The following is a 23,762-nucleotide window of genomic DNA, read 5'->3' as shown; positions in this document are numbered from 1 at the left end:
ATGCAGCATGAAAAAGCCCCTATTGCATTGCAACTATCTAAAAATGATACTAAAGTGTCGTTTACATCGCTTACGCGCCATTTAGCTGTATTTGGTGTTCAACAGGCGCTCTCCTGCATATTCCCGGTATTGGTGTTCACACCGTTGGGGTTATCGCACTTCGTTACCCATTGGCTTCCGCGATACGATTTTATGCTCATCATGTGCATTACCATACAAATGCTGATGTACTTTACAAAAATTGAAACCCGTGACGAAGTGTTGGTGATCTGCATCTTCCACCTGTTAGGTTTAATGATGGAGCTTTTTAAAGTGCATATCGGCTCATGGTGTTACCCCGAAGATGCCCATACCAAGTTTTTGGGTGTACCCTTATACAGCGGTTTTATGTATGCCAGCGTAGCCAGTTACATGTGCCAGGAATGGCGACGGTTACATTTACAGATAGCCAATTGGCCAAACCATATTGCAGCACGGCTTGTTGCAGCATTAATATACATCAACTTTTTTAGCAATCATTTCGTGCACGATGTGCGCTATCTTATCGGTATGGTAGTTATATTTCTTTTTAAACGTTCAATAGTGCTTTTTACCATTCAATCTAAAACATACCGTATGCCAGTGGTATTATCTTTTGTGCTAATCGGTTTCTTTATTTGGCTTGCCGAAAACATCGCTACCCATTTAGGTGCCTGGCAATACGCTTACCAGCACAACGCCTGGCAAATTGTAAACTATCAAAAGCTAAGTTCGTGGGCGTTTTTGGTTATTGTAAGCTTCATCATTGTTGCCGAATTAAAAATGTTTAAGCAAAAAGCATAATCAAATCATTTTCAGTGAACTAATGCCTATACCTCAATTCGCTTTTTAATCCGCAGGGGGGGTATACTGGTGATTTTTATAATAGTTTCTAAAAAAAACAACATATGCAGCCAGTAAGTTAACACATACCAAACCCCATATTAGCCTAAACATCACTACCCAAAACAGTACTATAAAAAGTGCCAATACCCAGGTAATGTATTTTTCCATATCCAGCCCAAACTTATAAAGCAGGCTATGGAAAAGTAAAGTCAAGCTTAACGCGAAGGCCAATAAACCTAAAGCCATCAATGGCGAAAACCTCACGAAAAGCCATACCGCCTCTGGCGATAACAAGATCAGGTAAACGGCTAAAAACGACAAAAACAGTTTCAATCTTGAATACGGAAGCGTTCGCGAAAAAACTAAAAAGGTCTCTTCAAATTGCCGCTCGTCAAATATCAATACCGAGTGCGATACCGCAACGGCAAGCAAGGCAATACCTGCAACCCGCAAATCATGACTAACATCGGCAAACATTAAAAACACGCCGGTAATAATAAGATACGATAGTGCTTTGGTTACCAAATATTTAACCTTCAGCTTATCAAGTATGTGATAAACATATAAACTAAAATAAGGTTTCTTCCAGCTTTTTGTCAATTTGAGTATAACCGATTGTGTACTGCCGTCGATAAGTTTGTTTATCAATCGCATATAAAACCAGGCTCCTATCGCATTAAGCGCCATGCAATAACCTAAAACCGCCAGTGCGCCCAAATAAAAATGATTTTTTACGCCCACTCCCACTGCAATAAAGGCGTAAACTAATATTGGCGTACTTAAAGCTGCTTGTAAAATAAACCATGCCGCAAACTGCCTGGTTTTTTGGTACGATGTGCTGCTATAAAACAAAAATTGCTGGTTAAGAGCAAAAATATGCCCGGCTACAAAGTGCCAGCACTTAACAGCATAAAGCAGCCAAAACAAAAATACAAGCCCCATCATTAACCAACTGCTTATAAAAGCAAGCATTAATGTTTTATGGTAATTGAGCAATTGCGATGGCTCAACCATACCAAACATTACAAATAGCGCAAAGGCAAACATGCCGCCATGTGCCTTGTAAAAACCATTGGAAAATATTTTGAGCAGTATTTTAGCTAAGGGCGATGTTTTCATAAAATTAAGCAAGCTGCAATTGCGCTTTATAATAACTAAAATAAAATACTGTAAATGAAATAATTAAACACAATGGAATAAGCATCCACATTAAGCCAAATAATACCATACAAAACAAAACGGTAAACGTGGCAAATATAAACGGCAAGTATTTATTAACCGCCAAACCAATTTGATATAACAGGCAATGGAACAATAAAATTAAACTTAACATTAAAAGCAATAAACCAATGGTAATAAACACATTAAAACTAATTACCAACCAAATAACTTCGGGCAGTAGCAGTATGGCATAACTAACAATGTACTTAATATATAGGTTAACCATACTAAAAGGCAGGTTACGCAACAGCCCCAAATAAATTAGCTCAAACCTGTGTTGCTGGTAAATGAGGATGCTATGTGTGGTTACTACGCCTAAAACAATTAACCCGGCCACACGCACATCATTCTGCACATCAGCAAACGAAAACATGATGGTAACAATCACTAAATACGATAACAGCTTGGTTATAACATAAGCAACTTTAAACCTGTCGAAAACCTGGTAAATAAACAAACTAAAAAACGGTTTGCGCCAGCTTCGGCTCACCTTAAACATCCACGAGTTATTTTTGGCTGTAACCAATTTATTAACCACCAATACGTATAACCATGCACTTGCACAAATGAGCAAAGCAGCAAAAAGCAATATGCAGCCAACCATCAAATAACGATGGAAAATAATACCAACAACGCCTGCCACCAAAGCATAAAATACAAAAGGCAAACTGATGATAAACTGCATATACAGCCAGCTTTTAAACTGCCTACCCCGTTTAAAGGCCGGTGCCGTGTAATACACAAACTGATGGTGCGGCACAACCAATTGCGAAGCAACGTAACCCCAGCTTTTTATGGTGTACAACAACCATGTTAAAAAAAACAGGCCCGTCATCAACGGGTCGCTTATAAAGGTCACTAACAAAATAAAGTTGTAAAAAAGTGCTTTCGATGGTGTTAAAAGCTTAATATCGCCGGCAGTATTAATAAAAAAACAATAGCTAATAAAGGCCACAAACAAAAACACCAGCATACCGGCGTGTACCTTATAAAAGCCACGCGCAAATATCTTGCTTAAAATATGGCTAAGGGGCGCAGCCATTAGCCGTTTATAGTGAGTGTTTGGTTTGCTACCAGCAACTCCCCTGCCCTGGGCAGTTCATCGGCATCAAGGGGTTGGTGCGATGATAGCATAAAGCTAACGCCATGTTGGGTGCTTTGCTCGCTTATCCAGCTATACAGTATTTTTAGGGCCGCGGTATCTATGGTAATCAGCGGTTCGTCAAGCAATATCAACTTGGGGTTACCTAAAAAAGCCAGCACGAGCGATAGCTTTTTGAGCATCCCGCTTGAGTATGTACCTATTGGGCGTTCCATATAGGTTTGTATACCCATACTTTCAATGTATTGTTTCTCCTGTCCTTTAGGTGCATCTTTAGCGTCGGCAAACAAGCTTATCATTTCGGCCCCGGTTAAAAACTCGGGGAACAGCGGCTCGGCTTCGGCAAAGTTTACCAGTTTTCTAAAACCTACAGGTTGCTTTTTTATGCTCACATTGCCGTCTAAAACAATATCGCCGTTAAACGCCAGTATACCTGCTATAGATTTTAATAAAGTACTCTTTCCCGATCCGTTTACGCCCTTTATCCAGTAAATGCCCGCTTCCAATTCCAAATCGGGTATTTGCAGGGCCGGATAATCGCCGTAAGTTTTTTTATAATTTACAAATTGCAGCATGGGCAGGTTTTTATTTTTTTAGATGGTTTACCAGATAATTTGTTACAACTACCGTAAACCGCCTACTATCAATGCATCATAAAAATCCTTAATATCAATTCCCGCTGCGCGCACCTGCTGTGGTATCAGGCTGTTGGCTGTTTGGCCGGGCGTGGTATTAATTTCAATAAAATAAAAATCCAAAGTATCTTCCTGCAAAATAAAATCCAGGCGGGTCATGCCGTGGCAGTTAAGGCGTAGGTAAACATCGCTCACAATACGGCCAATGGTTTTATACTGCTCGGGGCTAAGGTCGGCCGGTGTTATTTCTTCAGACACGCCATCGGTATATTTGGCTTCGTAATCAAAAAACTCTTTCGAACTTATAATTTCCGTAGCAGGCAAAACCTTCAGTTCGCCATTAAGGCGCACAATACCAATGCTAAATTCGCGGCCCTTAATAAACTCCTCAACCAAAACCTGGTGGTCTTCGTTAAAAGCTTTTTCAAGTGCTTGCGGTAATGCAGCAACATTGTGTACCTTGCTCATGCCCACACTGCTACCACCATTATTGGGTTTAATAAATAACGGAAATTTTAACCGTGCGGCAATGCTGGCAACATCGTGCCCGTCGTGCTGAAATAACTGCATCGATTTTGCAGCATGTAAACCCTCAATACCATTTACTATCGCCTTGGTATAAGCCTTGTTCATGGTAATGGCCGATGTTGTAGCATCGCAGGTATTATAAGGGATGCCTATCATATCAAAATAACCTTGCAGTTTACCATCTTCGCCGGGAGTACCATGCACGGTAATAAAAGCAAAATCAAATGTTATTTTTTCGCCGTTAAGGGTAAGGCTAAAATCGTTTTTATCAACATTAACTTCTTCGTTGCTATCGGTAACGTAAAACCAGCGTTCTTTGGTTATTAAAATGGTGTAAACCTTATATTTATCAGTTTTTAAATTGGCGGCAATGTATTTAGCGCTTTTTACCGAAACTTCGTATTCGCCGCTAAAACCGCCGGCCAACAGGGCTATGTTTTTCATTAGTATATTATTGTTTTTTAAGGCTGTGAAAACGCAGTAAGCCAATAATTAATATGGCTTGGCCCACCTTGCTTCACTATTAAATTATTTTTTTCAAACTAACTGCTTCCAATTTGTTATAGGTTTGAAAACAGATTAACAGGCTTCCAAATATAAACCTTCGCAATCATTTTCCGCGTTAAAAAATTTATTCATTGTTATTTAAAATGCCCGGTTAAGGCTTCAAATTTGGAATTTTTAAGCTATGTTTGGTCAACAAATAACAAAACAACAAGAAAGTTTAAATTTAAATGAGTAAAGTTTTAGATTACCTGAAAACCCGCAATTTTTACATCAATTTGGGCGTAGCCATAGCAACCGTTGTTGTTATCGTAATGATAGCGTTTTTTAGCCTTGGTTATTATACCCGCCATGGCTCGGGCGTTCCGGTGCCTAATCTGGAGGGTATGCAGGCCGATAAGGCCATTGCTTTGCTTGATGCACAGGGCTTTCACGATCCGCATATCGATTCGGTTTATGTACTGGATAAAGAGCCCGGCACCGTTATTTTGCAAGATCCCGACGCCGGTACTAACGTAAAAGAGAACCGCGCCATTTATTTAACCGTTGTAAAACGCCAGGCTCCCGATGTTTCCCTGCCCGATTTAACACAGGATACTTACCGCACGGCTGTTGCTAACATTTCAAACTTTGGCTTAAAAGTGGGCGATACAACCTACAAACCTGATATTGCGCGCGACCGTGTACTTGAAGTACGCTTTGGCGGACAGGTTTTAAAACCAGGAAGCCGCATACCTAAAGGCTCAAAAATTGATTTGGTTTTGGGCGACGGCGCAGGCGCAAGCGAAGTTGAGATACCCGAAGTAGTAAATTTAGAGTTGGACGAAGCACGGTTTGCCATTAAAAACTCGGGACTGGTAATTGGCAATATAACTTACCAGGGCACCATAACCGATACCACAAAAGTTACCGTTGTAGCGCAAAACCCAATGAAGAGCGATTCGGTAGGTAAAGTGAGTATTGGCACACATATTAACCTTACGGTGACGCAAAAAAATTAACAATGAATATTAGTGCAGCCGCTTTAATTGAAAAATTGCAAAGTGGCGAAATTATAAATTTATTAGACGTGCGCGACGAACTGGAGTTTCATACCTATAACATAGGCGGCTCCAATATACCATTAGGCAAACTTCCAACTATGTTGGATGATTTGGATTGGGATAAAGACGAAGAAATTATTGTGATTTGCAAAATGGGTTTACGCAGTAAAACCGGCAAACATATATTACAGCAAAACGGTTATCAAAACGTTAAAAACCTGGAAGGCGGTTTAACGGCCATCCAAAAACTCAATACTAAGTATTAATAACATGGATACTACCCAAAAAAAGGATAAAGGCGGCATTTTCCGGAAGTTTATCATAGCACTCGTTATCATTATTGTATTCGCATTAGGGGCAACCGGCCTTTTTTATTACCTCAGATACTACGGCCCTAACGTTACCGATCAGCAGCAGTATCTTTACATCCGCACAGGTTCAAATTTTAGCGACGTTTATAAAACTATCCGTGAGCAAGGTATCGTGCGCGATTCAACTACCTTTATGTGGGCCGCCCATAATAAAAAATACGTAAACCATGTTAAGCCGGGCCGCTACCGCCTAAAAAGCGGCATGAGCAACCGCGACCTGATTAATATGCTGATGAGCGGCAGGCAGGAAGCCGTTAAAATAACCCTCAAAAACCTGCGTAAAAAAGAAGATTTTGCAGGCTATATGGCAAAAAAGCTGGAGGCCGATTCGTTATCCATAATTAACCTGCTCGACTCTGCCGAATATGAGCAGAAACTCGGTTTCACCAAGGATAATATTTACGCAATGATATTGCCCAATACCTACGATTTTTACTGGAACTCATCTCCTAAAAAATTACTGGCCCATTTTTATGGCGCCTACCAAAAGTTTTGGACGCCGGAACGTAAACAAAAAGCCCAAGCCATTAATCTTGATCCTGCCCAGGTTTCAACTTTAGCTTCTATTGTTGATGCCGAAGCAACGTACGACGCCGAAATGCCTGCTATTGCCGGGCTGTATTTAAACCGTTTGAAAAAGGGAATGAAGTTAGAATCGGACCCAACGGTAATATTTGCCGCTAACGATTTTACTATTCATAGGGTATTAAACAAGCAACTGGCCATTGTTTCGCCATACAACACCTATATGTACAAGGGTTTGCCTCCCGGCCCTGTTATGATGCCTAGCATCAATGCCATAAAGGCTGTATTGGATTATCAGCATAACGATTACATATACATGTGCGCTAAGGAAGATTTTTCGGGCTACCACAACTTTGCCACCACAATGGCGCAGCACTTAATAAACGCTCATAAATTTCAGAAGGCTTTAAACGAACGTAATATTAAACGCTAATGTTTGTAACCACCAACAAGTTGCGGGTAAGGTATGGCGAAACCGACCAAATGGGCTATATGTACTATGGTAATTATGCCGAGTTTTACGAAGTTGCCCGTGTTGAAATGCTGCGAACCCTGGGCCTAACCTATAAGGGGATGGAAGAATATGGCGTAATGATGCCCGTTTTAGAGCTGCACTGCAAATACATTAAACCCGCTCTATACGATGAGGAAATAACCATTAGGGTAACGGTAGAAAAAATGCCCGGCGTGCGCATCCATTTTAAATACGAATTGTTTAACGAGAAGGAAGAACTAATTAATATTGGCGAAACCCTGCTCGTTTTTGTAAACATGGAAACCAAACGCCCATGTATGCCCCCAAATTACTTTCTGGCTAAAATGAAGCCGTTTTTTGCTTCGGCGCAGTAATTGTATTAACTTTCGGGTAGCGCAATTTCTTAATCAGGATTCATTTTTTGTGACTGCATTGTTGCCCAACTTTGTATCAACAAAAAAGATATAGAAATGATGAGCAACAGAATTAACGTCCTAAAAACCGAACCCGCCGCATACAAAGCCATGCTTGGTTTAGAGCAATACCTCGAAACAACCGGCTTATCCAAAACACACCAGGAATTAATAAGGATAAGGGCATCGCAAATTAATGGTTGTGCTTATTGCATAAACATGCACACCAAAGATGCCCGCAAGGCAGGTGAAACCGAGCAACGTATTTACGCCCTAAACGCCTGGCACGACACCAACTATTTTACTCCCGAAGAAGAAGCTATTTTGGCACTTACCGAAGAAGTCACGCTAATTACCAACCGCGTATCCGACGAAACCTACCAACGCGCCGCGCAATTATTTAGCGAGCATTACCTGGCACAAATCATAATGGCCATAGTTGCCATAAACGCCTGGAACCGCATTAGCATAACTACGCGACTGTTACCTGCCGATTAATGCGCATTATCTGTATAACCAAAGCATCCTTTTTTCAGGATGCTTTGGTTGATATTGAAAAATGATTATTTTTTTATTAACGATGCTGCTGGCTCATCTAAAAACCAATGAACATCGGCATCTGTGCGAATCAACTGAGCCGGATATTCTTCAATATTCCGCTCATCTTCAAGTACATGATGAACGGCCTCGGCCTTGCCCTGCCCGTAAACTAAAAATGCAATATACCTGGCCTGGTTAATTAGCAAGGCCGTAAACGATATACGGAAAACCTGCTGATCTTCTAAAAAAACCGGCTCAACGGATGCACTTATATCATGTAAAATATCGGTATGCGGAAACAGCGATGCCGTATGTGAATTATCGCCCAAGCCAAGCAATACCAAATCAAAAACAACCTCCTGGTGATTAAAAAAGGCTTTAATATCATAGGCATATTCTTTTGCGGCCTCATCCGGACTGTGCAAGGTGTTTACCTTAAATATTTGCTGTTGCGCAATGTTTAAAGGGTCAAATAAAGCCTTCTTTACCATCAGCGCATTACTATCGGGATTGGTGTCGGGCACGTTGCGCTCATCTCCAAAAAAGAAATAAACTTTATCCCACTCAACCTGTTCCTTATAAGCTGCCGAAGCCAAAAGCTCATACAATTTTTTTGGCGAGCTTCCGCCAGATAAGGCAACGGTAAACCGTTCACGCTCGGCAATAGCCTCCGTTGCCGATTGTACAAAAAAATCAGCAAGCCCGGTTAAAACTTCGTCGGTAGTACTAAAAATATTCAGCGTGGCCATATTACTTCTTTTTGCTGTTATTTAAAGGCAAAGTAAACCAATGGAAACCATCGCGGGCAATAAGTGCTTCCGCAATTTCTGGCCCCCACGAGTCTGCCGCGTAATTAGGGAAACTCAGGCTCTTTTTAGTTTGCCATGCGTTTAATATCGGCATTATCAGTTCCCAGGCTGCTTCAACCTGGTCGCCGCGCATAAACAGGGTTTGGTCGCCCAGCATGGTATCAAGCAATAAAGTTTCATAAGCTTCGGGTGCCTGGCCATCGTAAGTGCCGCTGTAATCAAACACCATATCAACGGCGTTCAGTATCATATCTAACCCCGGGCGTTTAGCTTGCACCTGTAAACGAATGCTCATTTCGGGCTGTATGCTAATAATGAGCCGGTTTTGCTGCCAGCTCTCGGTTGCTTCGGACGGAAAAACAAAGTGCGGAACATCCTTAAACTGTATGGTAATTACCGAAGCCGATTGATGCAGCCTTTTACCTGTACGCACGTAAAAAGGCACACCCTGCCAGCGCCAGTTATCTACAAAAAACTTAACAGCCGCAAAAGTCTCGGTGTTCGAATCGGGGTTAACCTTATTCTCTTCGCGGTAACCGGGTACTTGCTTCCCTTCAATCCAACCAGTACCGTATTGCCCGCGCACTGCCGAGTGGCGTATATCGTCGGCTGTAAAGCGGCGCATGGCGCGTAAAACTTCCACCTTGCGGTTGCGTAATTCGTCGGCGCTAAAATTAATTGGCACTTCCATTGCTACCAAACAAAGCAATTGGAGGATATGGTTTTGTATCATATCGCGCATAGCACCTGCACCGTCATAGTAATCGCCACGCTCGCCCATACCCAATTGCTCGGTTACCGATATTTGCACATGTTCTATGTAATTACGGTTCCAAAGCGGCTCTAAAATGGCATTTGCAAAGCGGAATGCCATAATGTTCTGCACGGTTTCTTTACCCAGGTAATGGTCAATACGGTAAATTTGCTTCTCATCATACAAACCCGCAAGTAGCGAATTTAAATCGCGTGCGGTTTCAAGGTCATGGCCAAATGGTTTTTCAATCACCACACGTACCCGCTCTTTATCAGCGGCCAAGCCAGCCTTAGCAATATTGCTTGATATGATAGGAAAAAAGTTTGGCGACACGGCCAAATAGTATATCACATACGGCTCCTGCCCCCACTCCTCGCGCTTTTCTTTTATCTTGACGCCAAATTCTTTATAGGTTTCGGCATCGTTAGCGTCCGACACCTGGTACATTACATTTTTAGAGAAAGCGTTCCACTGCGCGTCTTTTGTTTTTCCGCTGCGCGAAAAGCTGTTGATACCATCGTGAATTTTTGTTTGAAAATCCTCGTCGCTCAATTTGGTACGGCCCGTGCCCACAATGGCAAATTGCTCGGGCATAAAGCCGTCTAAAAACAAATTGTATAATGCGGGTGCCAGTTTACGCGAACTTAAATCGCCGGTTGCACCAAAAATAAAGAATATGGTAGGTTGTGATTTGATGGTTTTCATTTTGATAGTTTAAAAAATTCATAGATCATAGTTAATGGCGAGCAGAAACCTCATTGCATTATTTCTGCCATAAACCACGATCTATGAACTATTCACTAATTTATTTAGGCATCCATTGCGTATGGAAAACGCCCTCTTTGCCAATTAAGGCATAGGTGTGCGCTCCAAAATAATCACGTTGGGCCTGTGTTAAGTTTGATGGCATATCTTTAGTGCGGAAGTTATCAAAATAACTCAATGATGCCGCGTAAGCCGGAACGGCAATACCTGCACTTACAGCAGTTGCAATAACATTACGCGCACCAGGCAAAGCGCCCAAAACCAAATCTTTAACATCGCCGTCTAAAAGTAAATGCTCAAGGTTGGTATCTTTGCTGTAAGCATTATAAATTTGCTCTAAGAAGGTAGAACGGATAATGCAGCCACCTCTCCAAATTTTAGCTATCTCGTTAAGTTTTAATTCGTACTTGTATTCTGTTGAGGCCTTAGATAACATGTGCATACCCTGCGAGTACGTAATAATCATACTAAAAAAGTAAGCTTCTTCAAGCACCGCCAAAAATGCATCTTTATCAACTGCCAGTGCATCGCTATGGCCATACAATTGGGAGGCTGTGGTACGTAATGATTTGTATTTAGACAAATCGCGCATAGAAACTGCCGAATCAACCGATGGAATTGGAGTTTCCAAGTTCATGGCTTCTTGCGATGTCCACTTACCTGTCCCTTTGGCGCGGGCTTCGTCCTTAATATCGTTTACCAATAAATGGTCGGTACCTTCGGCTTTGTAAGTAAAAATATCACGGGTTATTTCAATCAAAAACGATTGTAAACGGCCTTCGTTCCATTTCTCAAACACACCATGTATTTCGGTATCGCTTAGTTTTAAGCCGTTACGCAAAATTTCGTAGGTTTCGGCAATTAATTGCATCAAAGCGTACTCAATGCCGTTATGCACCATCTTAACAAAATGGCCTGATGCTCCGGGGCCAATGTAAGTAACACATGGCGCCCCATCAACCTTAGCGGCTATGGATTCCAGTATGGGTTTCATTACGTTGTAAGCTTCCTTATCGCCACCCGGCATCATGCTCGGGCCCTTGCGCGCACCTTCCTCGCCACCAGAAACGCCCATTCCAAAAAAGTGGAAGCCCTTACTTTCCAGATAGTCAACCCTGCGGTTGGTATCAGTAAAGTGCGAGTTGCCGCCATCAATCAGTATATCACCTTTGGCTAAAAACGGTAATAGCTCTTCAATAACCTCATCAACAATTTTACCTGCCGGTACCAGCATCATAATAGCTTTAGGGCTATTTAAACTGGCAACAAAAGGTTCAACTTCGCTAAAGCCTTTCACTTTTTTGCCTGTACCTTCTTTTTCAAGTTGCGCACCTTTGGTGGCATCCTTATCAAAACCGGCACCGGCAACACCGTGGTCGGCCATATTTAATAACAGGTTCCGGCCCATTGTGCCCAGCCCTATCATTCCAAAATCGTATTTATCGTTCGTACTCATTATTATAGTCGAGTTTATTGGTTATTGAGTTTATTTCACCACCATCGTTGCTAGGTACGAGGCAATCTCTATTCTGTACAGAGAAACCTGCTTAACGGCTCTGCATATGTAGAGATTGCTTCGTACCTCGCAATGACGCGTTTGTTTAATCGTTTTCCTTTTTCAATCTCTCAAGTATCGCCTTAGTTTTTTCAAAATCGGTGTACTGATAAGCCTGTATGCCAAGTTTTTGCGCCGTGGTAACAAACATTACCCTATCGTCAAAGTAAACGCATTGCTTTTCGGATACCTGTGCAATACCCATGGCAAGTTTAAATATACCCGGATCAGGTTTTCGCATCTTTACCTCGCATGATGATATAAAAGCATCAAAACACTCGTGAAGCCTGAATTTTTCAACCCGGTAATCGTTTAACTCCTTGCCCTCGTTATTGATGGAGATGATGCGGAAACCGCATGTTTTTTTCCATTCTTTTAACCAGGCCAGCATATTTGGCAGCTCAACCGATTGGGCGTAAATAAACTGTTTAAAATCTTCCCTTGTAAAATCTCTTGGCTCGTTAAAAATAACGGTATCAAGGTAATCATCCAAAGTTATGCTGCCAATTTCGTACACATTAAATATAAAATTGTGCAGCACATTAACCTCGGCATAATCCAAACCAAATTTTTCGGCAGCCACCTTGCGCGATTCGTGCCCCCAGCCATTGGTAAGCAAAATACCGCCAACATCAAAAAATAATACTTTTATGGGTTGAGGTTTCAAAGCGTTTTATACTTTAGTTTTTTGATCTTCAATGGCTTGCAGCAATTTTTCAAAAGGTTTGTTAAATTTATCAATACCCTCATCTTCTAATTGTTGCGTTATCTCGTCAATATTAATACCGGCAGCTTTTATTTTCTCCAATATTTCGGTTGCAGTATCTAAACCATCTTCCAAAACGTCGGCAGCAACACCATGATCGCGGAAAGCCTCAATAGTTTCTAACGGAACGGTATCAACAGTGTCTTTACCAATAAGCGCCTCAACATACTTGGTATCTTTAAAAGCAGGGTTTTTGCTGCTTGTACTTGCCCATAATAAACGTTGTGGTTTTGCTCCGGCTGCAGCTAATTTTTCCCAACGCTCGGTACTAAACACGTTTTTATAAATTTCGTAAGCCTTTTTAGCCGATGCAATAGCTACTTCGCCTTTTAGCTCACCTAAGCCTTTTTCATCTAACATGGGGTCAACCAAAACATCAATACGGCTTAAAAAGAAACTCGCTACCGACGAAATGTTATCAATAGCTTTACCGGCAGCCAACCTGTCTTCCAAACCTGCAATATAAGCTTCGGCAACAGCTTCGTAGCGTGGCAAACCAAACAATAGGGTAACGTTAATATTTAAACCTTCGCTAATTGCTTTGCGGATGGCGGCCAAACCCGGTTGCGTTCCAGGTATTTTAATCATTACGTTTTCGCGGTCAACTTGTTTCCAAAGTTTTAAGGCTTGCGCAATAGTTTCGTCTGTTTTTAACGCTAAAAACGGCGATACTTCTAAGCTAACATAGCCATCGGCACCTTTAACTTCTTCGTTATAAATACCGCTAAATAAATCGCAGGCTGTTTGAATATCCTTTACAGCCAGGCCAAAAAACAATTCTTCGTTGCTGGTGCTGTCTGCTGCTAATACTTTAATATCCGCATCATAGTCTGAACTGCTGGTTATCGCTTTTTCAAAAATGGCCGGGTTTGATGTTACACCTCTTACTCCATCTTCGTCTATCAGTTTTTGTAATTTCCCGGTCGAAATGATTGCCCGGTCTATAAAATCAAGCCATATACTTTGGCCAAAACTGTGTATCTGTTTTACTTTATTTGTTGACATTGTAGGTTATTTTTAATTTAATGTTTTTAAATAGATCGCGATCTGTGAGTTAAAGTTGGGAATTAATATTTTTTGTTTGATAATGGCAGTATCATTATTGCGCTATGGCATGGTAAAAATGGCTATTTATTTTCGGCTTCTAAAATATTAACGTTGTAACCTATAAAAAGCCCACTTTCAATAACGCCGGTTATGCCCTTTATGTTTTTTTCCATGTTGCTGTCAATATCATTAAACTTGCAATCGAGTATAAGGTTATTGTTTTCCGAAATTATCGGCCCGTCTTTTCCCTTCGCGGGCCTTAAAAGTATGTTTGTTGCGCCTAATTGCTTTAACTCCTGCTCAACGTACAACAACGATTGCGGAAAAATTTCGATAGGCACCGGGAAATTAGTTCCCAGTTTATCTACTATTTTCGATTCATCCACAATAATATAATTTACCGGGCTGCAACTTATCAGCAGTTTTTCTTTAAACATTGCCCCTCCCCTGCCTTTTATCAGGCTTTTGTTAGGGTCAACTTCGTCGGCACCGTCAAATAGCCAATCGGGTTTGTTTTCAAACAGGGTTGTTAACGGAATACCCAACTTGCTGCAAAACATGGATATTTCCAACGAAGTTGGTATACCTTTAATGTTGAGTTTCTCGTTTTTTATCCTGTCGGCAATAGCAAGCAACGCCAAATAAACTGTAGAACCGGAGCCAATACCTAACACATCGCCATCTTTAACCTTTTCGGCAATTTGGGCTGCTACCTTTTGCTTACCGCCGATATTGATAATATCGGCACTCCAGCCAAGGTTTTTAATTAAGCTACTTTCCCAGTTCATATTTAATCAGAAGTAAGAGCCAAGAATCAAGAAGTAAGACAAAAAGTCCTAATTCCTGATTCTGGCTTCTTGATTCTCATTGCTTATTTCCCCAATACTGCTTTAGCCTTAGCAACTACATTATCAACTGTGAAGCCGAAATGTTTGTTCAACTCTTCTGCCGGGGCAGATTCGCCAAAAGTATTCATGGTTACTGTATCACCTTCGTCGGTAACGTATTTATGCCAGCCCAAATAAGAACCTGCTTCAATAGCGATACGTTTTTTTAACGCTTTAGGCAACACGCTTTCTTTGTATTCGGCACTTTGTTTTTCAAACAACTCCCACGATGGCATACTTACCACTGTGGCAGCAATACCTTCTTCTTTTAATTTGGCTTGTGCTTTCATAGCCAAATCAACTTCCGAGCCTGTACCAATCAAAATCAGTTCGGCATCGCCTTCAGCCGGCGAAAGTACGTATGCACCTTTAACCAAATCTGTTGCTTTACCGTATTTATCCTGATCTAAAATTGGTAATCCCTGGCGGGTAAATACCAATACAACCGGGCCGGTAGTATGCTCTATAGCTACTTTCCAGGCTTGAGCAGTTTCGTTAGCGTCAGCCGGGCGAATTACTGTAATGTTAGGGATAGAACGTAGCGATATCAATTGCTCAACCGGTTGGTGAGTTGTACCGTCTTCGCCCAAACCAATACTATCGTGTGTGTAAACAAATATCGAACGGATCTTCATAATGGCCGCCAAACGGATAGGCGGGCGCATATATTCGCTAAACATCAGGAAGGTTGCGCCAAAAGGGATAATGCCAGGCGTTAAAGCCATACCATTAAGAGCCGAACCCATAGCGTGTTCACGGATACCGAAGTGGAAGTTACGGCCACCGCGATTCTCGGATGTAAACGAATCGAACGATTTTAAGTTTGTTTCTGTGGAAGGCGATAAATCGGCAGCACCGCCAATTAGGCCCGGTATTTTACCCGCAATAGCGTTTAATACTTTACCAGATGCCTGGCGGGTTGCCATTTTCGGGTCGGATGCTTTAAAGGTTGGTAACGATTCTAACCAATCGGCAGGAAGTTTACCGCTGGCAGCTAATTCGTATTCGGCAGCAAGTTCAGGGAACTGTTTTTTATAATCAGCAAATAACGCATTCCATTTTTCTTCGGTTTTAGCACCCCTTGCACCAATTTCGTGGTAGTATTTTAAAACTTCGGGATCTACGTCGAATGATTTTTCGGGATCAAAACCAAAAAATTCTTTCACCAATTTAATCTCGTCGGCACCCAGTGGCGAACCGTGCGAACCTGCAGTACCCGATTTATTTGGGCTACCGTAAGCTATTAACGAACGCACGCGAATTAATGATGGTTTTTGCTTTTCGGCCTTAGCATTTGTAATGGCTAATTGCAGGGCATGAACATCGTTAACATCATCAACAAACTGCACATGCCAGCCATAGGCTTCAAAACGTTTGTTTACATCTTCGTTAAAGGTAATATCTGTGCTGCCTTCAATTGATATTTTGTTATCATCGTATAAGTAAATCATGTTACCCAATTCCAGGTGCCCTGCTAACGAAGCCGCTTCCGCAGAAACACCTTCCATCATATCGCCATCACTGCAAATTGTATAAATATGATAATCAAAAAGATCAAAATCTGGCTTGTTGTAAGTTGCTGCCAAATACTTTTGGGCTATTGCAAAACCAACTCCGTTAGCAAAACCTGCGCCTAAAGGGCCTGTTGTTACTTCAACGCCGGGGCACAAACCATACTCCGGGTGACCAGCAGTTTTGCTGTTCATCTGGCGGAAATTTTTAATATCATCCAAACTTACATCGTAACCGGTAAGATATAGAATGCTGTATTGCAATATACAGGCATGGCCCGCAGAAAGAATAAACCTATCGCGATTGGCCCAGTGTGTGTTTTTAGGGTTGTAGTTTAAAAACTCTTTCCATAAAACGTGCGCCATTGGTGCAAGCGCCATAGCGGTACCCGGGTGTCCGGAGTTTGCTTTCTGAACTGCATCTGCAGATAATACCCTAATGGTATCAATACCTTGTTCCTCAATGCTTTTTGTTGTTGTACTCATTGTTTATTATGTGATAATTATTGATTTTTTTTTAGTGATGTTGTTAAATGTTCGCGGGTATCTTCTTTCCATAACCTCGCCCCGCCCTTAATGCCGTCGCGGTTTGATGTTAATTTAATATTATCGTCAAGCTTAAAGGTTATTTTACGGGCATTACCGCCGCCTATATATAAGGTATCGTAATTAAACACTCTTTTTAAAATATCAATTACCTGTTTTACGCGCTCGTTCCATTTTGCATCACCCTCTTTTTCAAGGGCTTTTTCGCCCACATACTCGTCATAAGTTTTGCTTTTGGTAATGGGATGATGCGCTATTTCTAAATGCGGGAGCAAATACCCGTCGGATAATAAGGCTGTGCCAAAACCTGTACCCAGGGTTACCACCATTTCAAAACCCTTACCATCAACAACGCCTAAGCCTTGCATATCGGCATCATTAACAACTTTGGTTGGTTTACCTAAGGCTGTTTGCAGGGCAGCGGCCAAATCAAAACCTTTCCAGGCTTCGGTACCTAAATTAGGTGCCGTAAATATAACGCCGTTTTTAACGTATCCGGGGAAACCAACAGATACCTTATCATAAGCCGGGAAAGCCTTAATGAGTTTTTGTATTACCTCAACCAGTTGTTTTGGTTTTGGCGATGGCGGGGTTTCAATCTTCTCATAGTCCATTTGTAAAGCGCCATCATGGTCCAATATAGTCGCCTTAACATGCGATCCACCGATATCAATTGATAATATCCTATCGCCCAGATTTATTTCTTTCATAAATTTTATTCAGTTCGTACCCTTGCGACAGATACATTACAAGTATAGATATATGTTACAATTAAAAAAGCTTTGTGTTTGTAAAACTTGTGTGGTTTAAAAACAACAGCGCGGGTAAATATATAAAATTACAACCGATTGCATAATTAAAATTTATCTTAACGGTAAATCAAATATGAGGCAAAACAATTAAACTCTTTCAAATTTATTGTTAAATATTTAATTAACATACAATCAAAATTATTTAAACCCCGCCTTAACTAATTTATGAAGGAGTTAAAAAAGGCATTGTTCCGGCTTAATAGGCAATTACCACATTTTATAATAGCCCGCCCCAAATTATTGCAAATGTTTGAACTGTTTTTTTAGTTATTATTTACATTTTGATATATTAGTGCTTTTAAATTATCATATGAATATAAAAAAACTTGGTTTCACAATTTTACTTAGCGTGGGTGCCGCTGCAACTTTTGCACAAAGCGCCTTTGTTTGGAAACAGGCAACATCGGGCGGCTATACTTATAAGTATGTAACCGGCGATCCTACCCATTCGCGGTTTTACACGCTTAAAAACGGGCTCACCGTTATTTTAAGCCCAACGCCTAAGGCCCCGCGCATACAATCGTTTATTGCGGTAAAGGCAGGCAGTAAAACCGATCCGGCAAACCATACCGGCTTGGCACATTACCTTGAGCATATGATGTTTAAGGGAACCGATAAATATGGTTCGCTTGATTGGGCCAAAGAAAAACCACTGCTCGATAAAATAGATGCCCTTTACGAGCAATATAACTCAACCACCGATACCGCTAAACGTAAAGCTATTTACGTGGAGATTGACCAGGTATCGGGCCAGGCAGCAAAATTTGCCATTGCAAACGAGTACGATAAAATGATGTCGTCAATGGGTGGGCAGGGTACAAATGCCTTTACCTCATTTGAACAAACAGTTTATACCGACGATATTCCATCATCGGCGGTTGATAAATACCTGGCCTTACAGGCCGAGCGTTTCCGTAAACCTATTTTGCGTTTGTTCCATACCGAACTGGAGGCTGTTTACGAAGAAAAAAACCGTGGTTTAGATAACGATGGCGAAAAAGTTTTCGAGGCTACATTTGCCGCCCTTTTCCCAAACAATAACTATGGCAAACAAACTACCATTGGTACCATTGAGCATTTAAAAAACCCATCGTTAAACCACATACGTAATTATTATTACACGTATTATGTACCTAACAACATGGGCGTCATCATGTCGGGCGATTTTAATCCCGATGTAATGGTGAAAAAAATTGACGAGAAGTTTGGCTACATGAAAGCGAAGGTTGTACCTCCCTATACTTTCGCGCCCGAAAAACCAATCGCCGCGCCTATCCGCCGTGATGTTTACGGGCCAAACCCCGAAAACCTCACTATTGCTTACCGTTTTCCTGGTGGCAATACACGCGACGCCCGTTTGTTAGATTTATTGAGCTCGATGCTAACCAATGGCAAAGCCGGTTTATTTGATTTGGACCTCATCAAAAAACAAAAATTATTAAGCGCACGTGGCGAATCAAACACGCTGAAAGATTACTGCGACCTTGAGTTAACAGGCTTCCCAATTAAGGGCCAATCGCTTGATGATGTTAAGGATTTGATGCTGGCCGAAATAGAGAAATTAAAAAAAGGCGAATTTGCTGACGATTTGATCCAATCTATCGCTACCAATACTAAAAAGAACAAAATACAACAAAACGAGGGTTACTACGCGCGTGCATCAAACCTGATGAACGATTTTACCACCGGAATTGACTGGAAAAACGATGTTGCCAGCGTAAGCGAATTAACCACCATTACAAAACCTCAAATGGTAGCCTTCGCCAATAAATATTTGGGTACCGGTAACTATGTAATAGTTTACAAGCACCAGGGCGAAGACAAAAACATTATTAAGGTTGATAAACCACATATTACCGCTGTAGAAGTTAATCGCGAAGCTGCTTCGCCATTTTTAAAAATGGTTAACGATATTCCGGCAAATAGCGTAAAACCTGTTTGGTTGGATTATGATAAGGACATCCAGAAAGCCAAACTTGGCCCGGTTGATTTGCTTTCGGTTCAAAACAAAGACAACAGCATTTTTAGGTTATACTACCGTTACAACATGGGTAGCTGGAACAATAAGCTATTTGCATTGGCCGCCCAATACCTGCAATATTTAGGTACCGATAAAATGAGTGCCGATGATATTAGCAAGGAGTTTTATAAACTGGCATCGTCATTTAGCGTTTCAACTACTGCCGAAATTACCACAGTTAGCATCAGCGGTTTGCAAGAAAATTTTGGCAAAACCGTTAGCCTGTACGAAAACCTGATAGCCAACTGCAAGCCCGACGAAGCTGCACTGGCGGGTTTAAAACAACGCCTCAAAAAATCGCGCGAAAACGCTAAACTAAATAAAGGCGCTATTATGCAAGGCTTGGTGAGCTACGCCATGTATGGCGAAAAAAACCCGTATAACAATGTATTGACTGACACGGAGTTGGATGCTGTAAAAGCCGACGACTTAGTTGCCATTTTACACGGCCTTGCCGATTTTAATCATACCGTATTATATTATGGCCCGCTAACTGCCGCCCAGGCCGCCGTTACCTTAAAACCATTGCATAACATACCGGCCAGCTTTAAACCTTACCCTCCGGTAATGGTGTTTACTAAATTAACCCAGGACAAGCCTAAGGTATTATTTGCCAATTATGATATGGTACAAGCTGAGATTGACTGGATACGCAATTCGGATACGTTTGCCGATAGCCAAACACCAACAGTTGAGTTATTTAATAACTACTTTGGCTCAGGCATGAGCGCTATTGTGTTCCAAACCATTCGCGAATCAAAGGCACTTGCCTACTCAACTTACGCCTTCTACGCCCCTCCTGCTAAAAAAGACGATCGTTACATTATACAGGCTTATGTTGGTACCCAGGCCGATAAATTGAACGAAGCTATCAAAAGCATGAACGAGTTGTTGACTGATTTACCACAATCAGAAAAAGTTTTGGTATCTGCAAAAGACAATATCCGCAAATCGTTAGAAACCGAGCGTATTACGCAAGACGGTATTTTATTTGATTACCTGGCCGCAAAACGCCGCGGTATTAACTACGATACCCGCAAAAACACCTTCGAAGCTATTGATAAATTAGGATACCCGGATATTAAAACCTTCCACGAAAAGGAATTTAAAGATAAGGCTTACACCTACTGTATTGTTGCTTCGGATAAACGCGTTAGCGATGACGATTTGAAAAAGTATGGCGAATTAACCAAACTTGATTTGAAAACCATATTTGGTTATTAACAACCATCTTTCCATAAACAGCAAGAGCGGCAGGTTTTATAAACTTGCCGCTCTTGCCGTTTTATAGGTATTTTTTGTCAATCTACATTCCAGCCGTTTAAGGTAATTTTTGCATCTTTATTTTTAAGCACGCTCAAAGGTGCGCTTACGGTAACCGTAACCGATTCGTGCGGGGCAAGGGAAAAGTAATTTGCCGACCAATAGCTTGGCCGCAGCTCTTCCCCATTGCTTATCAGTTGCGGATTGATGAAAAAAGCTACCTGCTTGCTGGTATTACTTACTGATACTATCCATTTTTTCTCAGTTGCCGTGTTGCCCGCCTTTAAAACCTTTACCTGTAGTTTTACACGCGGCATAGTAGCCATATCTTGATAGTTATTGCCCGGAGCCAGCCAGTAAACATTATGCGATATAATATTACCTGCGCCATCCTTAATTTTGAGCATCACAAAAGCGGTGCCTTCAACTTTAGGAAATACGTAAGATAACGAGAAAAGCTCTTTAACACCCGTTGATGATAAATTAAATTTCTCTGTTCTATGTTCAACCAATTTGCTTGCTGTGCTATAAACATCGGCATATGCAGTTAAATTACCCGTTGCGTGGTAGGTGCGGTTTACAATAGCCACCGTAGAATCGTTTTGATTGAATTGGATGTGTATTGGTTCGCAGGCATTTTGCATAAAGTAATAGCCAGCATTGGGTTGCAAATACCAATCGTAAACCTGCCATATAACACTCGGCAAGGCAGCATTAAGTTTCCATAGCATTACGCCGCCGGTTTCGTTTAGCTTATGGCCCGCAGCCTCAAATATTCCCTGGTAACCTATAGCGTTTAAAAGCTGCATCTTTATCGAAAAATCTTTTAAATTATTAGGCTTGCCATACCGGGCAATCATTTCATTGTAATACAAATCATACCGGCCTGCGCCGGTTGCAGCATCATGATAGCCCCAGCTATTATTTAAGGGGTAAGGCAGGTTTTTATCCCAGGTTAAATCGGGAATATTTTTTTGTAACGACGAATATGGCGGTTGCGATGGCAGGCCTGTTTCATCCTTAAAAACCCAATCTTTTGCGGCATCTGCCAGTTTGTAATATTCTTTAGGGTCTTCCCATTGGTATGGGCCGCCACTGTAAACACCCGACGGACGATCGTCGGGCCAGGAGCCTTTCCAACCTGCCGGCAGTTTAGCAAAGCCCGACGAACTGGGTATAAACGGCCTTGTACCATCCAGTTCAATAATGCTGTTGCGCATAGCATCATATAACGGCTTTCGGGCATGGCCTTCGTTGCCGCCTGTCCAAACTAAAAGGCTTGGGTGGTTGCGTATGCGGTATAGGGTACTCACCACATTGTCTACAAAAACATTACCTTCCAGCGGCCAATCTGCCGATCCTTTAAACTCACCCTGCGTATCGCCGGTAATCCAAAAGTCCGACCATATCATCAATCCGTATTTATCCGCGGCATCAAAAAAGGCATCGGGCGGTGTAACGCCGCCACCCCAAATCCTAACCAAATTTACGTTTGCGTTTCGGCAAAGGTGCAACTCGGCATCATACCGGGCCGAATCGCGGTTTACCATCATATCCGGCACCCAGGCACCACCAACCAGGTTTACTTTTTTGCCGTTTACAAAAAAACTACGTCTCACAAAGTTGTTCACCGTATCAACCTTACTTCCCACGGTGCGGATGCCAAAAACAAAGCTTGTATCGTCGGTAATACCGCTTGCATTACTGTATTGTAGCCTGATGCGGTATAAATTAGCTGCACCATAGTTATTGGGCCACCAAAGGTGCGGGTTTTGAACCAACAATTGCTTTACCCTATCGGCATCCAGATATAAATTTATAGTAGAATCGGCAGGTACGGTTATTTTTTGCGAATACTGTATGGGCGCCGGCCCCTGGAAATTTTGCGGCGTTATGATAAATTTGACGGAGCCATAGTCAACCACATTACTGTGGTTTGATAAATAAAAACTTACAGCAAGCTTTGCCGGCCCGTTATTGGGCTGATTAGGCAGGTCTGTTTTAATTTTGGGTCTGCCAATAGTTATTGCTCCCGTTGTGCGCAGATAAACCGGTTGCCAAATACCCATGTTTCTATCGCGCACAGGCGGCATCCAATCCCACCCTACCGAGCAAAGCATGGTTACATTTTTACCAATATCGCCAGTAGGGCCGCCGTTTTCGTAAAAAGGGCCAAGGGCCTGCAATTGCTCTTTGGCGGGCAGGCCCGGATAATCAAGCGGGTAAATTTTTACGGCTAGTACATTTTGGGCACCGGGTAGTATATAATTGCTAACCTGTAGGTTAAACTCGGCAAACATGCCAACCATACGGGCCGAATCGGCAATTTGGTGCCCGTTTAGCCAAACTGCGGCGCGGTAATTAATACCCTTAAATATCAGTTGAAAATTTCGCCCTTTATCGGCAGCAGCTACTTTAAAACTGGTGCGGTACCAATACGGCTTTCGCCAGGGGTTAGCTTTATTGGGCAGATAGCTAAATTGCTGCAAATTATACAGCTTGTTAAACTCGTCGGACGCATCGGGGATAATCATGTTATTTAAGCCCTGGTATGGGCTGGGATAAACCCCATTGGCAACAAGCCCTGTTAGCACGGTTGACGGTACTTTAACCGGATACCACTTTGAATCGGGATGATAAGCCCCCACGGATAATTGGGCACCGGTGGCACTAATAACTTCCGTCGATTGCAGTTCAAAGTCCGATAACTTAACTTGTTTTATCTTTCCGCCCTGCGCCAACAGCCCATTTGCGGCAATTAAAGTACTCCAAAAAACCAAGCAAGCTATATACTTCATGTTTGTTA

At 41.9% G+C, this 23,762-nt stretch carries 20 protein-coding genes; 7 read left to right on the top strand and 13 right to left on the bottom strand.

Features of this window, described 5'->3' with window-relative positions; all coding sequences use genetic code 11:
• Nucleotides 1–822: a DUF817 domain-containing protein gene (locus BDD43_RS18695; protein WP_121199101.1), complete on the top strand. Its 822-nt coding sequence runs from the start codon at nt 1–3 to the stop codon at nt 820–822.
• 45 nt (nt 823–867) lie between these two features.
• Here BDD43_RS18695 and BDD43_RS18690 read toward each other — a convergent pair whose 3' ends face one another.
• Genes BDD43_RS18690 through BDD43_RS18675 form a run of 4 tightly spaced genes read right to left on the bottom strand, consistent with a single transcriptional unit; the run spans nt 868 to nt 4,794 of the window.
• The gene (locus BDD43_RS18690) at nt 868–1,983 is read right to left on the bottom strand and encodes a hypothetical protein (protein ID WP_121199100.1); all 1,116 of its coding nucleotides are present in this window, start codon (nt 1,981–1,983) and stop codon (nt 868–870) included.
• A gap of 4 nt (nt 1,984–1,987) precedes the next feature.
• Entirely contained in the window at nt 1,988–3,127 is a 1,140-nt protein-coding gene (locus tag BDD43_RS18685; protein WP_121199099.1) for a hypothetical protein, read from the bottom strand.
• A complete protein-coding gene (locus BDD43_RS18680) occupies nt 3,127–3,762 on the bottom strand; it encodes an ABC transporter ATP-binding protein (protein WP_121199098.1) in 636 nt (211 codons plus the stop codon). Before BDD43_RS18680 ends, BDD43_RS18685 begins: the two co-directional genes overlap by 1 nt.
• Before the next feature lie 48 nt (nt 3,763–3,810).
• Nucleotides 3,811–4,794 (bottom strand): D-alanine--D-alanine ligase, encoded by a 984-nt coding sequence (locus tag BDD43_RS18675; RefSeq protein ID WP_121202033.1) that lies wholly within the window; start codon nt 4,792–4,794, stop codon nt 3,811–3,813.
• Nucleotides 4,795–5,084: 290 nt separating this feature from the next.
• On the opposite strand from BDD43_RS18675, the gene BDD43_RS18670 reads away from it, so the two are divergent.
• The 5 genes from BDD43_RS18670 (at nt 5,085) to BDD43_RS18650 (ending at nt 8,179) form a co-directional block, all read left to right on the top strand.
• Entirely contained in the window at nt 5,085–5,855 is a 771-nt protein-coding gene (locus BDD43_RS18670; RefSeq protein WP_121199097.1) for a PASTA domain-containing protein, read from the top strand.
• 2 nt (nt 5,856–5,857) lie between these two features.
• Nucleotides 5,858–6,163 (top strand): rhodanese-like domain-containing protein, encoded by a 306-nt coding sequence (locus tag BDD43_RS18665; RefSeq protein ID WP_121199096.1) that lies wholly within the window; start codon nt 5,858–5,860, stop codon nt 6,161–6,163.
• Between the two features lie 4 nt (nt 6,164–6,167).
• Nucleotides 6,168–7,226, top strand: coding sequence for an endolytic transglycosylase MltG (mltG, locus tag BDD43_RS18660; protein ID WP_121199095.1), 1,059 nt, complete (start codon nt 6,168–6,170; stop codon nt 7,224–7,226).
• Nucleotides 7,226–7,642: an acyl-CoA thioesterase gene (locus tag BDD43_RS18655; protein WP_121199094.1), complete on the top strand. Its 417-nt coding sequence runs from the start codon at nt 7,226–7,228 to the stop codon at nt 7,640–7,642. The genes mltG and BDD43_RS18655 overlap by 1 nt, the downstream gene beginning before the upstream one ends.
• A 99-nt stretch (nt 7,643–7,741) precedes the next feature.
• Nucleotides 7,742–8,179, top strand: coding sequence for a carboxymuconolactone decarboxylase family protein (locus BDD43_RS18650; protein WP_121199093.1), 438 nt, complete (start codon nt 7,742–7,744; stop codon nt 8,177–8,179).
• Between the two features lie 65 nt (nt 8,180–8,244).
• Here BDD43_RS18650 and pgl read toward each other — a convergent pair whose 3' ends face one another.
• The 8 genes from pgl to BDD43_RS18610 all read right to left on the bottom strand — a co-directional run bounded on the left by pgl (nt 8,245) and on the right by BDD43_RS18610 (nt 17,571).
• A complete protein-coding gene (pgl, locus tag BDD43_RS18645; RefSeq protein WP_121199092.1) occupies nt 8,245–8,970 on the bottom strand; it encodes a 6-phosphogluconolactonase in 726 nt (241 codons plus the stop codon).
• Between the two features lies 1 nt (nt 8,971).
• On the bottom strand, nt 8,972–10,489 hold the full coding sequence (gene zwf, locus BDD43_RS18640) for a glucose-6-phosphate dehydrogenase (protein WP_121199091.1): 1,518 nt from the start codon (nt 10,487–10,489) through the stop codon (nt 8,972–8,974).
• A 100-nt stretch (nt 10,490–10,589) separates the two neighbouring features.
• The gene (gene gndA / locus BDD43_RS18635) at nt 10,590–12,005 is read right to left on the bottom strand and encodes an NADP-dependent phosphogluconate dehydrogenase (protein WP_211339696.1); all 1,416 of its coding nucleotides are present in this window, start codon (nt 12,003–12,005) and stop codon (nt 10,590–10,592) included.
• Nucleotides 12,006–12,150: 145 nt separating this feature from the next.
• Nucleotides 12,151–12,771 carry an HAD family hydrolase gene (locus BDD43_RS18630; protein ID WP_121199089.1) on the bottom strand — a complete coding sequence of 207 codons (621 nt, stop codon included), beginning with the start codon at nt 12,769–12,771 and terminating at the stop codon, nt 12,151–12,153.
• A gap of 6 nt (nt 12,772–12,777) precedes the next feature.
• Entirely contained in the window at nt 12,778–13,875 is a 1,098-nt protein-coding gene (tal, locus tag BDD43_RS18625; protein ID WP_121199088.1) for a transaldolase, read from the bottom strand.
• A gap of 122 nt (nt 13,876–13,997) precedes the next feature.
• A complete protein-coding gene (gene rpiA, locus BDD43_RS18620) occupies nt 13,998–14,705 on the bottom strand; it encodes a ribose 5-phosphate isomerase A (protein ID WP_121199087.1) in 708 nt (235 codons plus the stop codon).
• Nucleotides 14,706–14,788: 83 nt separating this feature from the next.
• Nucleotides 14,789–16,801, bottom strand: a complete 2,013-nt coding sequence (gene tkt / locus BDD43_RS18615) for a transketolase (protein WP_121199086.1) — start codon at nt 16,799–16,801, stop codon at nt 14,789–14,791.
• A gap of 17 nt (nt 16,802–16,818) precedes the next feature.
• The gene (locus tag BDD43_RS18610) at nt 16,819–17,571 is read right to left on the bottom strand and encodes an ROK family protein (protein WP_121199085.1); all 753 of its coding nucleotides are present in this window, start codon (nt 17,569–17,571) and stop codon (nt 16,819–16,821) included.
• A 412-nt stretch (nt 17,572–17,983) separates the two neighbouring features.
• Between BDD43_RS18610 and BDD43_RS18605 the strand changes: the two genes are divergently transcribed.
• Entirely contained in the window at nt 17,984–20,917 is a 2,934-nt protein-coding gene (locus BDD43_RS18605) for a M16 family metallopeptidase (RefSeq protein WP_121199084.1), read from the top strand.
• 77 nt (nt 20,918–20,994) lie between these two features.
• Here the strand turns inward: BDD43_RS18605 and BDD43_RS18600 are convergent, their stop codons facing one another.
• Complete coding sequence (locus tag BDD43_RS18600; protein ID WP_121199083.1) at nt 20,995–23,754, bottom strand: glycoside hydrolase family 2 protein; 2,760 nt, start codon at nt 23,752–23,754, stop codon at nt 20,995–20,997.
• Nucleotides 23,755–23,762 lie beyond the last annotated feature (8 nt).

The organism is Mucilaginibacter gracilis (assembly GCF_003633615.1).
Classification (GTDB): Bacteria; Bacteroidota; Bacteroidia; order Sphingobacteriales; family Sphingobacteriaceae; genus Mucilaginibacter; species Mucilaginibacter gracilis.
Note: the sequence above shows the minus strand (reverse complement) of the source record. Positions and strands in the feature narration are given on the sequence as shown.

Bases quoted from the DNA above. Each gene is read 5' to 3' on its own strand.
- BDD43_RS18695 (WP_121199101.1), top strand. From the start codon at position 1: ATGCAGCATGAAAAAGCCCCTATTGCATTGCAACTATCTAAAAATGAT.
- BDD43_RS18690 (WP_121199100.1), bottom strand. From the start codon at position 1,983: ATGAAAACATCGCCCTTAGCTAAAATACTGCTCAAAATATTTTCCAAT.
- BDD43_RS18685 (WP_121199099.1), bottom strand. From the start codon at position 3,127: ATGGCTGCGCCCCTTAGCCATATTTTAAGCAAGATATTTGCGCGTGGC.
- BDD43_RS18680 (WP_121199098.1), bottom strand. From the start codon at position 3,762: ATGCTGCAATTTGTAAATTATAAAAAAACTTACGGCGATTATCCGGCC.
- BDD43_RS18675 (WP_121202033.1), bottom strand. From the start codon at position 4,794: ATGAAAAACATAGCCCTGTTGGCCGGCGGTTTTAGCGGCGAATACGAA.
- BDD43_RS18670 (WP_121199097.1), top strand. From the start codon at position 5,085: ATGAGTAAAGTTTTAGATTACCTGAAAACCCGCAATTTTTACATCAAT.
- BDD43_RS18665 (WP_121199096.1), top strand. From the start codon at position 5,858: ATGAATATTAGTGCAGCCGCTTTAATTGAAAAATTGCAAAGTGGCGAA.
- mltG (WP_121199095.1), top strand. From the start codon at position 6,168: ATGGATACTACCCAAAAAAAGGATAAAGGCGGCATTTTCCGGAAGTTT.
- BDD43_RS18655 (WP_121199094.1), top strand. From the start codon at position 7,226: ATGTTTGTAACCACCAACAAGTTGCGGGTAAGGTATGGCGAAACCGAC.
- BDD43_RS18650 (WP_121199093.1), top strand. From the start codon at position 7,742: ATGAGCAACAGAATTAACGTCCTAAAAACCGAACCCGCCGCATACAAA.
- pgl (WP_121199092.1), bottom strand. From the start codon at position 8,970: ATGGCCACGCTGAATATTTTTAGTACTACCGACGAAGTTTTAACCGGG.
- zwf (WP_121199091.1), bottom strand. From the start codon at position 10,489: ATGAAAACCATCAAATCACAACCTACCATATTCTTTATTTTTGGTGCA.
- gndA (WP_211339696.1), bottom strand. From the start codon at position 12,005: ATGAGTACGAACGATAAATACGATTTTGGAATGATAGGGCTGGGCACA.
- tal (WP_121199088.1), bottom strand. From the start codon at position 13,875: ATGTCAACAAATAAAGTAAAACAGATACACAGTTTTGGCCAAAGTATA.
- rpiA (WP_121199087.1), bottom strand. From the start codon at position 14,705: ATGAACTGGGAAAGTAGCTTAATTAAAAACCTTGGCTGGAGTGCCGAT.
- tkt (WP_121199086.1), bottom strand. From the start codon at position 16,801: ATGAGTACAACAACAAAAAGCATTGAGGAACAAGGTATTGATACCATT.
- BDD43_RS18610 (WP_121199085.1), bottom strand. From the start codon at position 17,571: ATGAAAGAAATAAATCTGGGCGATAGGATATTATCAATTGATATCGGT.
- BDD43_RS18605 (WP_121199084.1), top strand. From the start codon at position 17,984: ATGAATATAAAAAAACTTGGTTTCACAATTTTACTTAGCGTGGGTGCC.
- BDD43_RS18600 (WP_121199083.1), bottom strand. From the start codon at position 23,754: ATGAAGTATATAGCTTGCTTGGTTTTTTGGAGTACTTTAATTGCCGCA.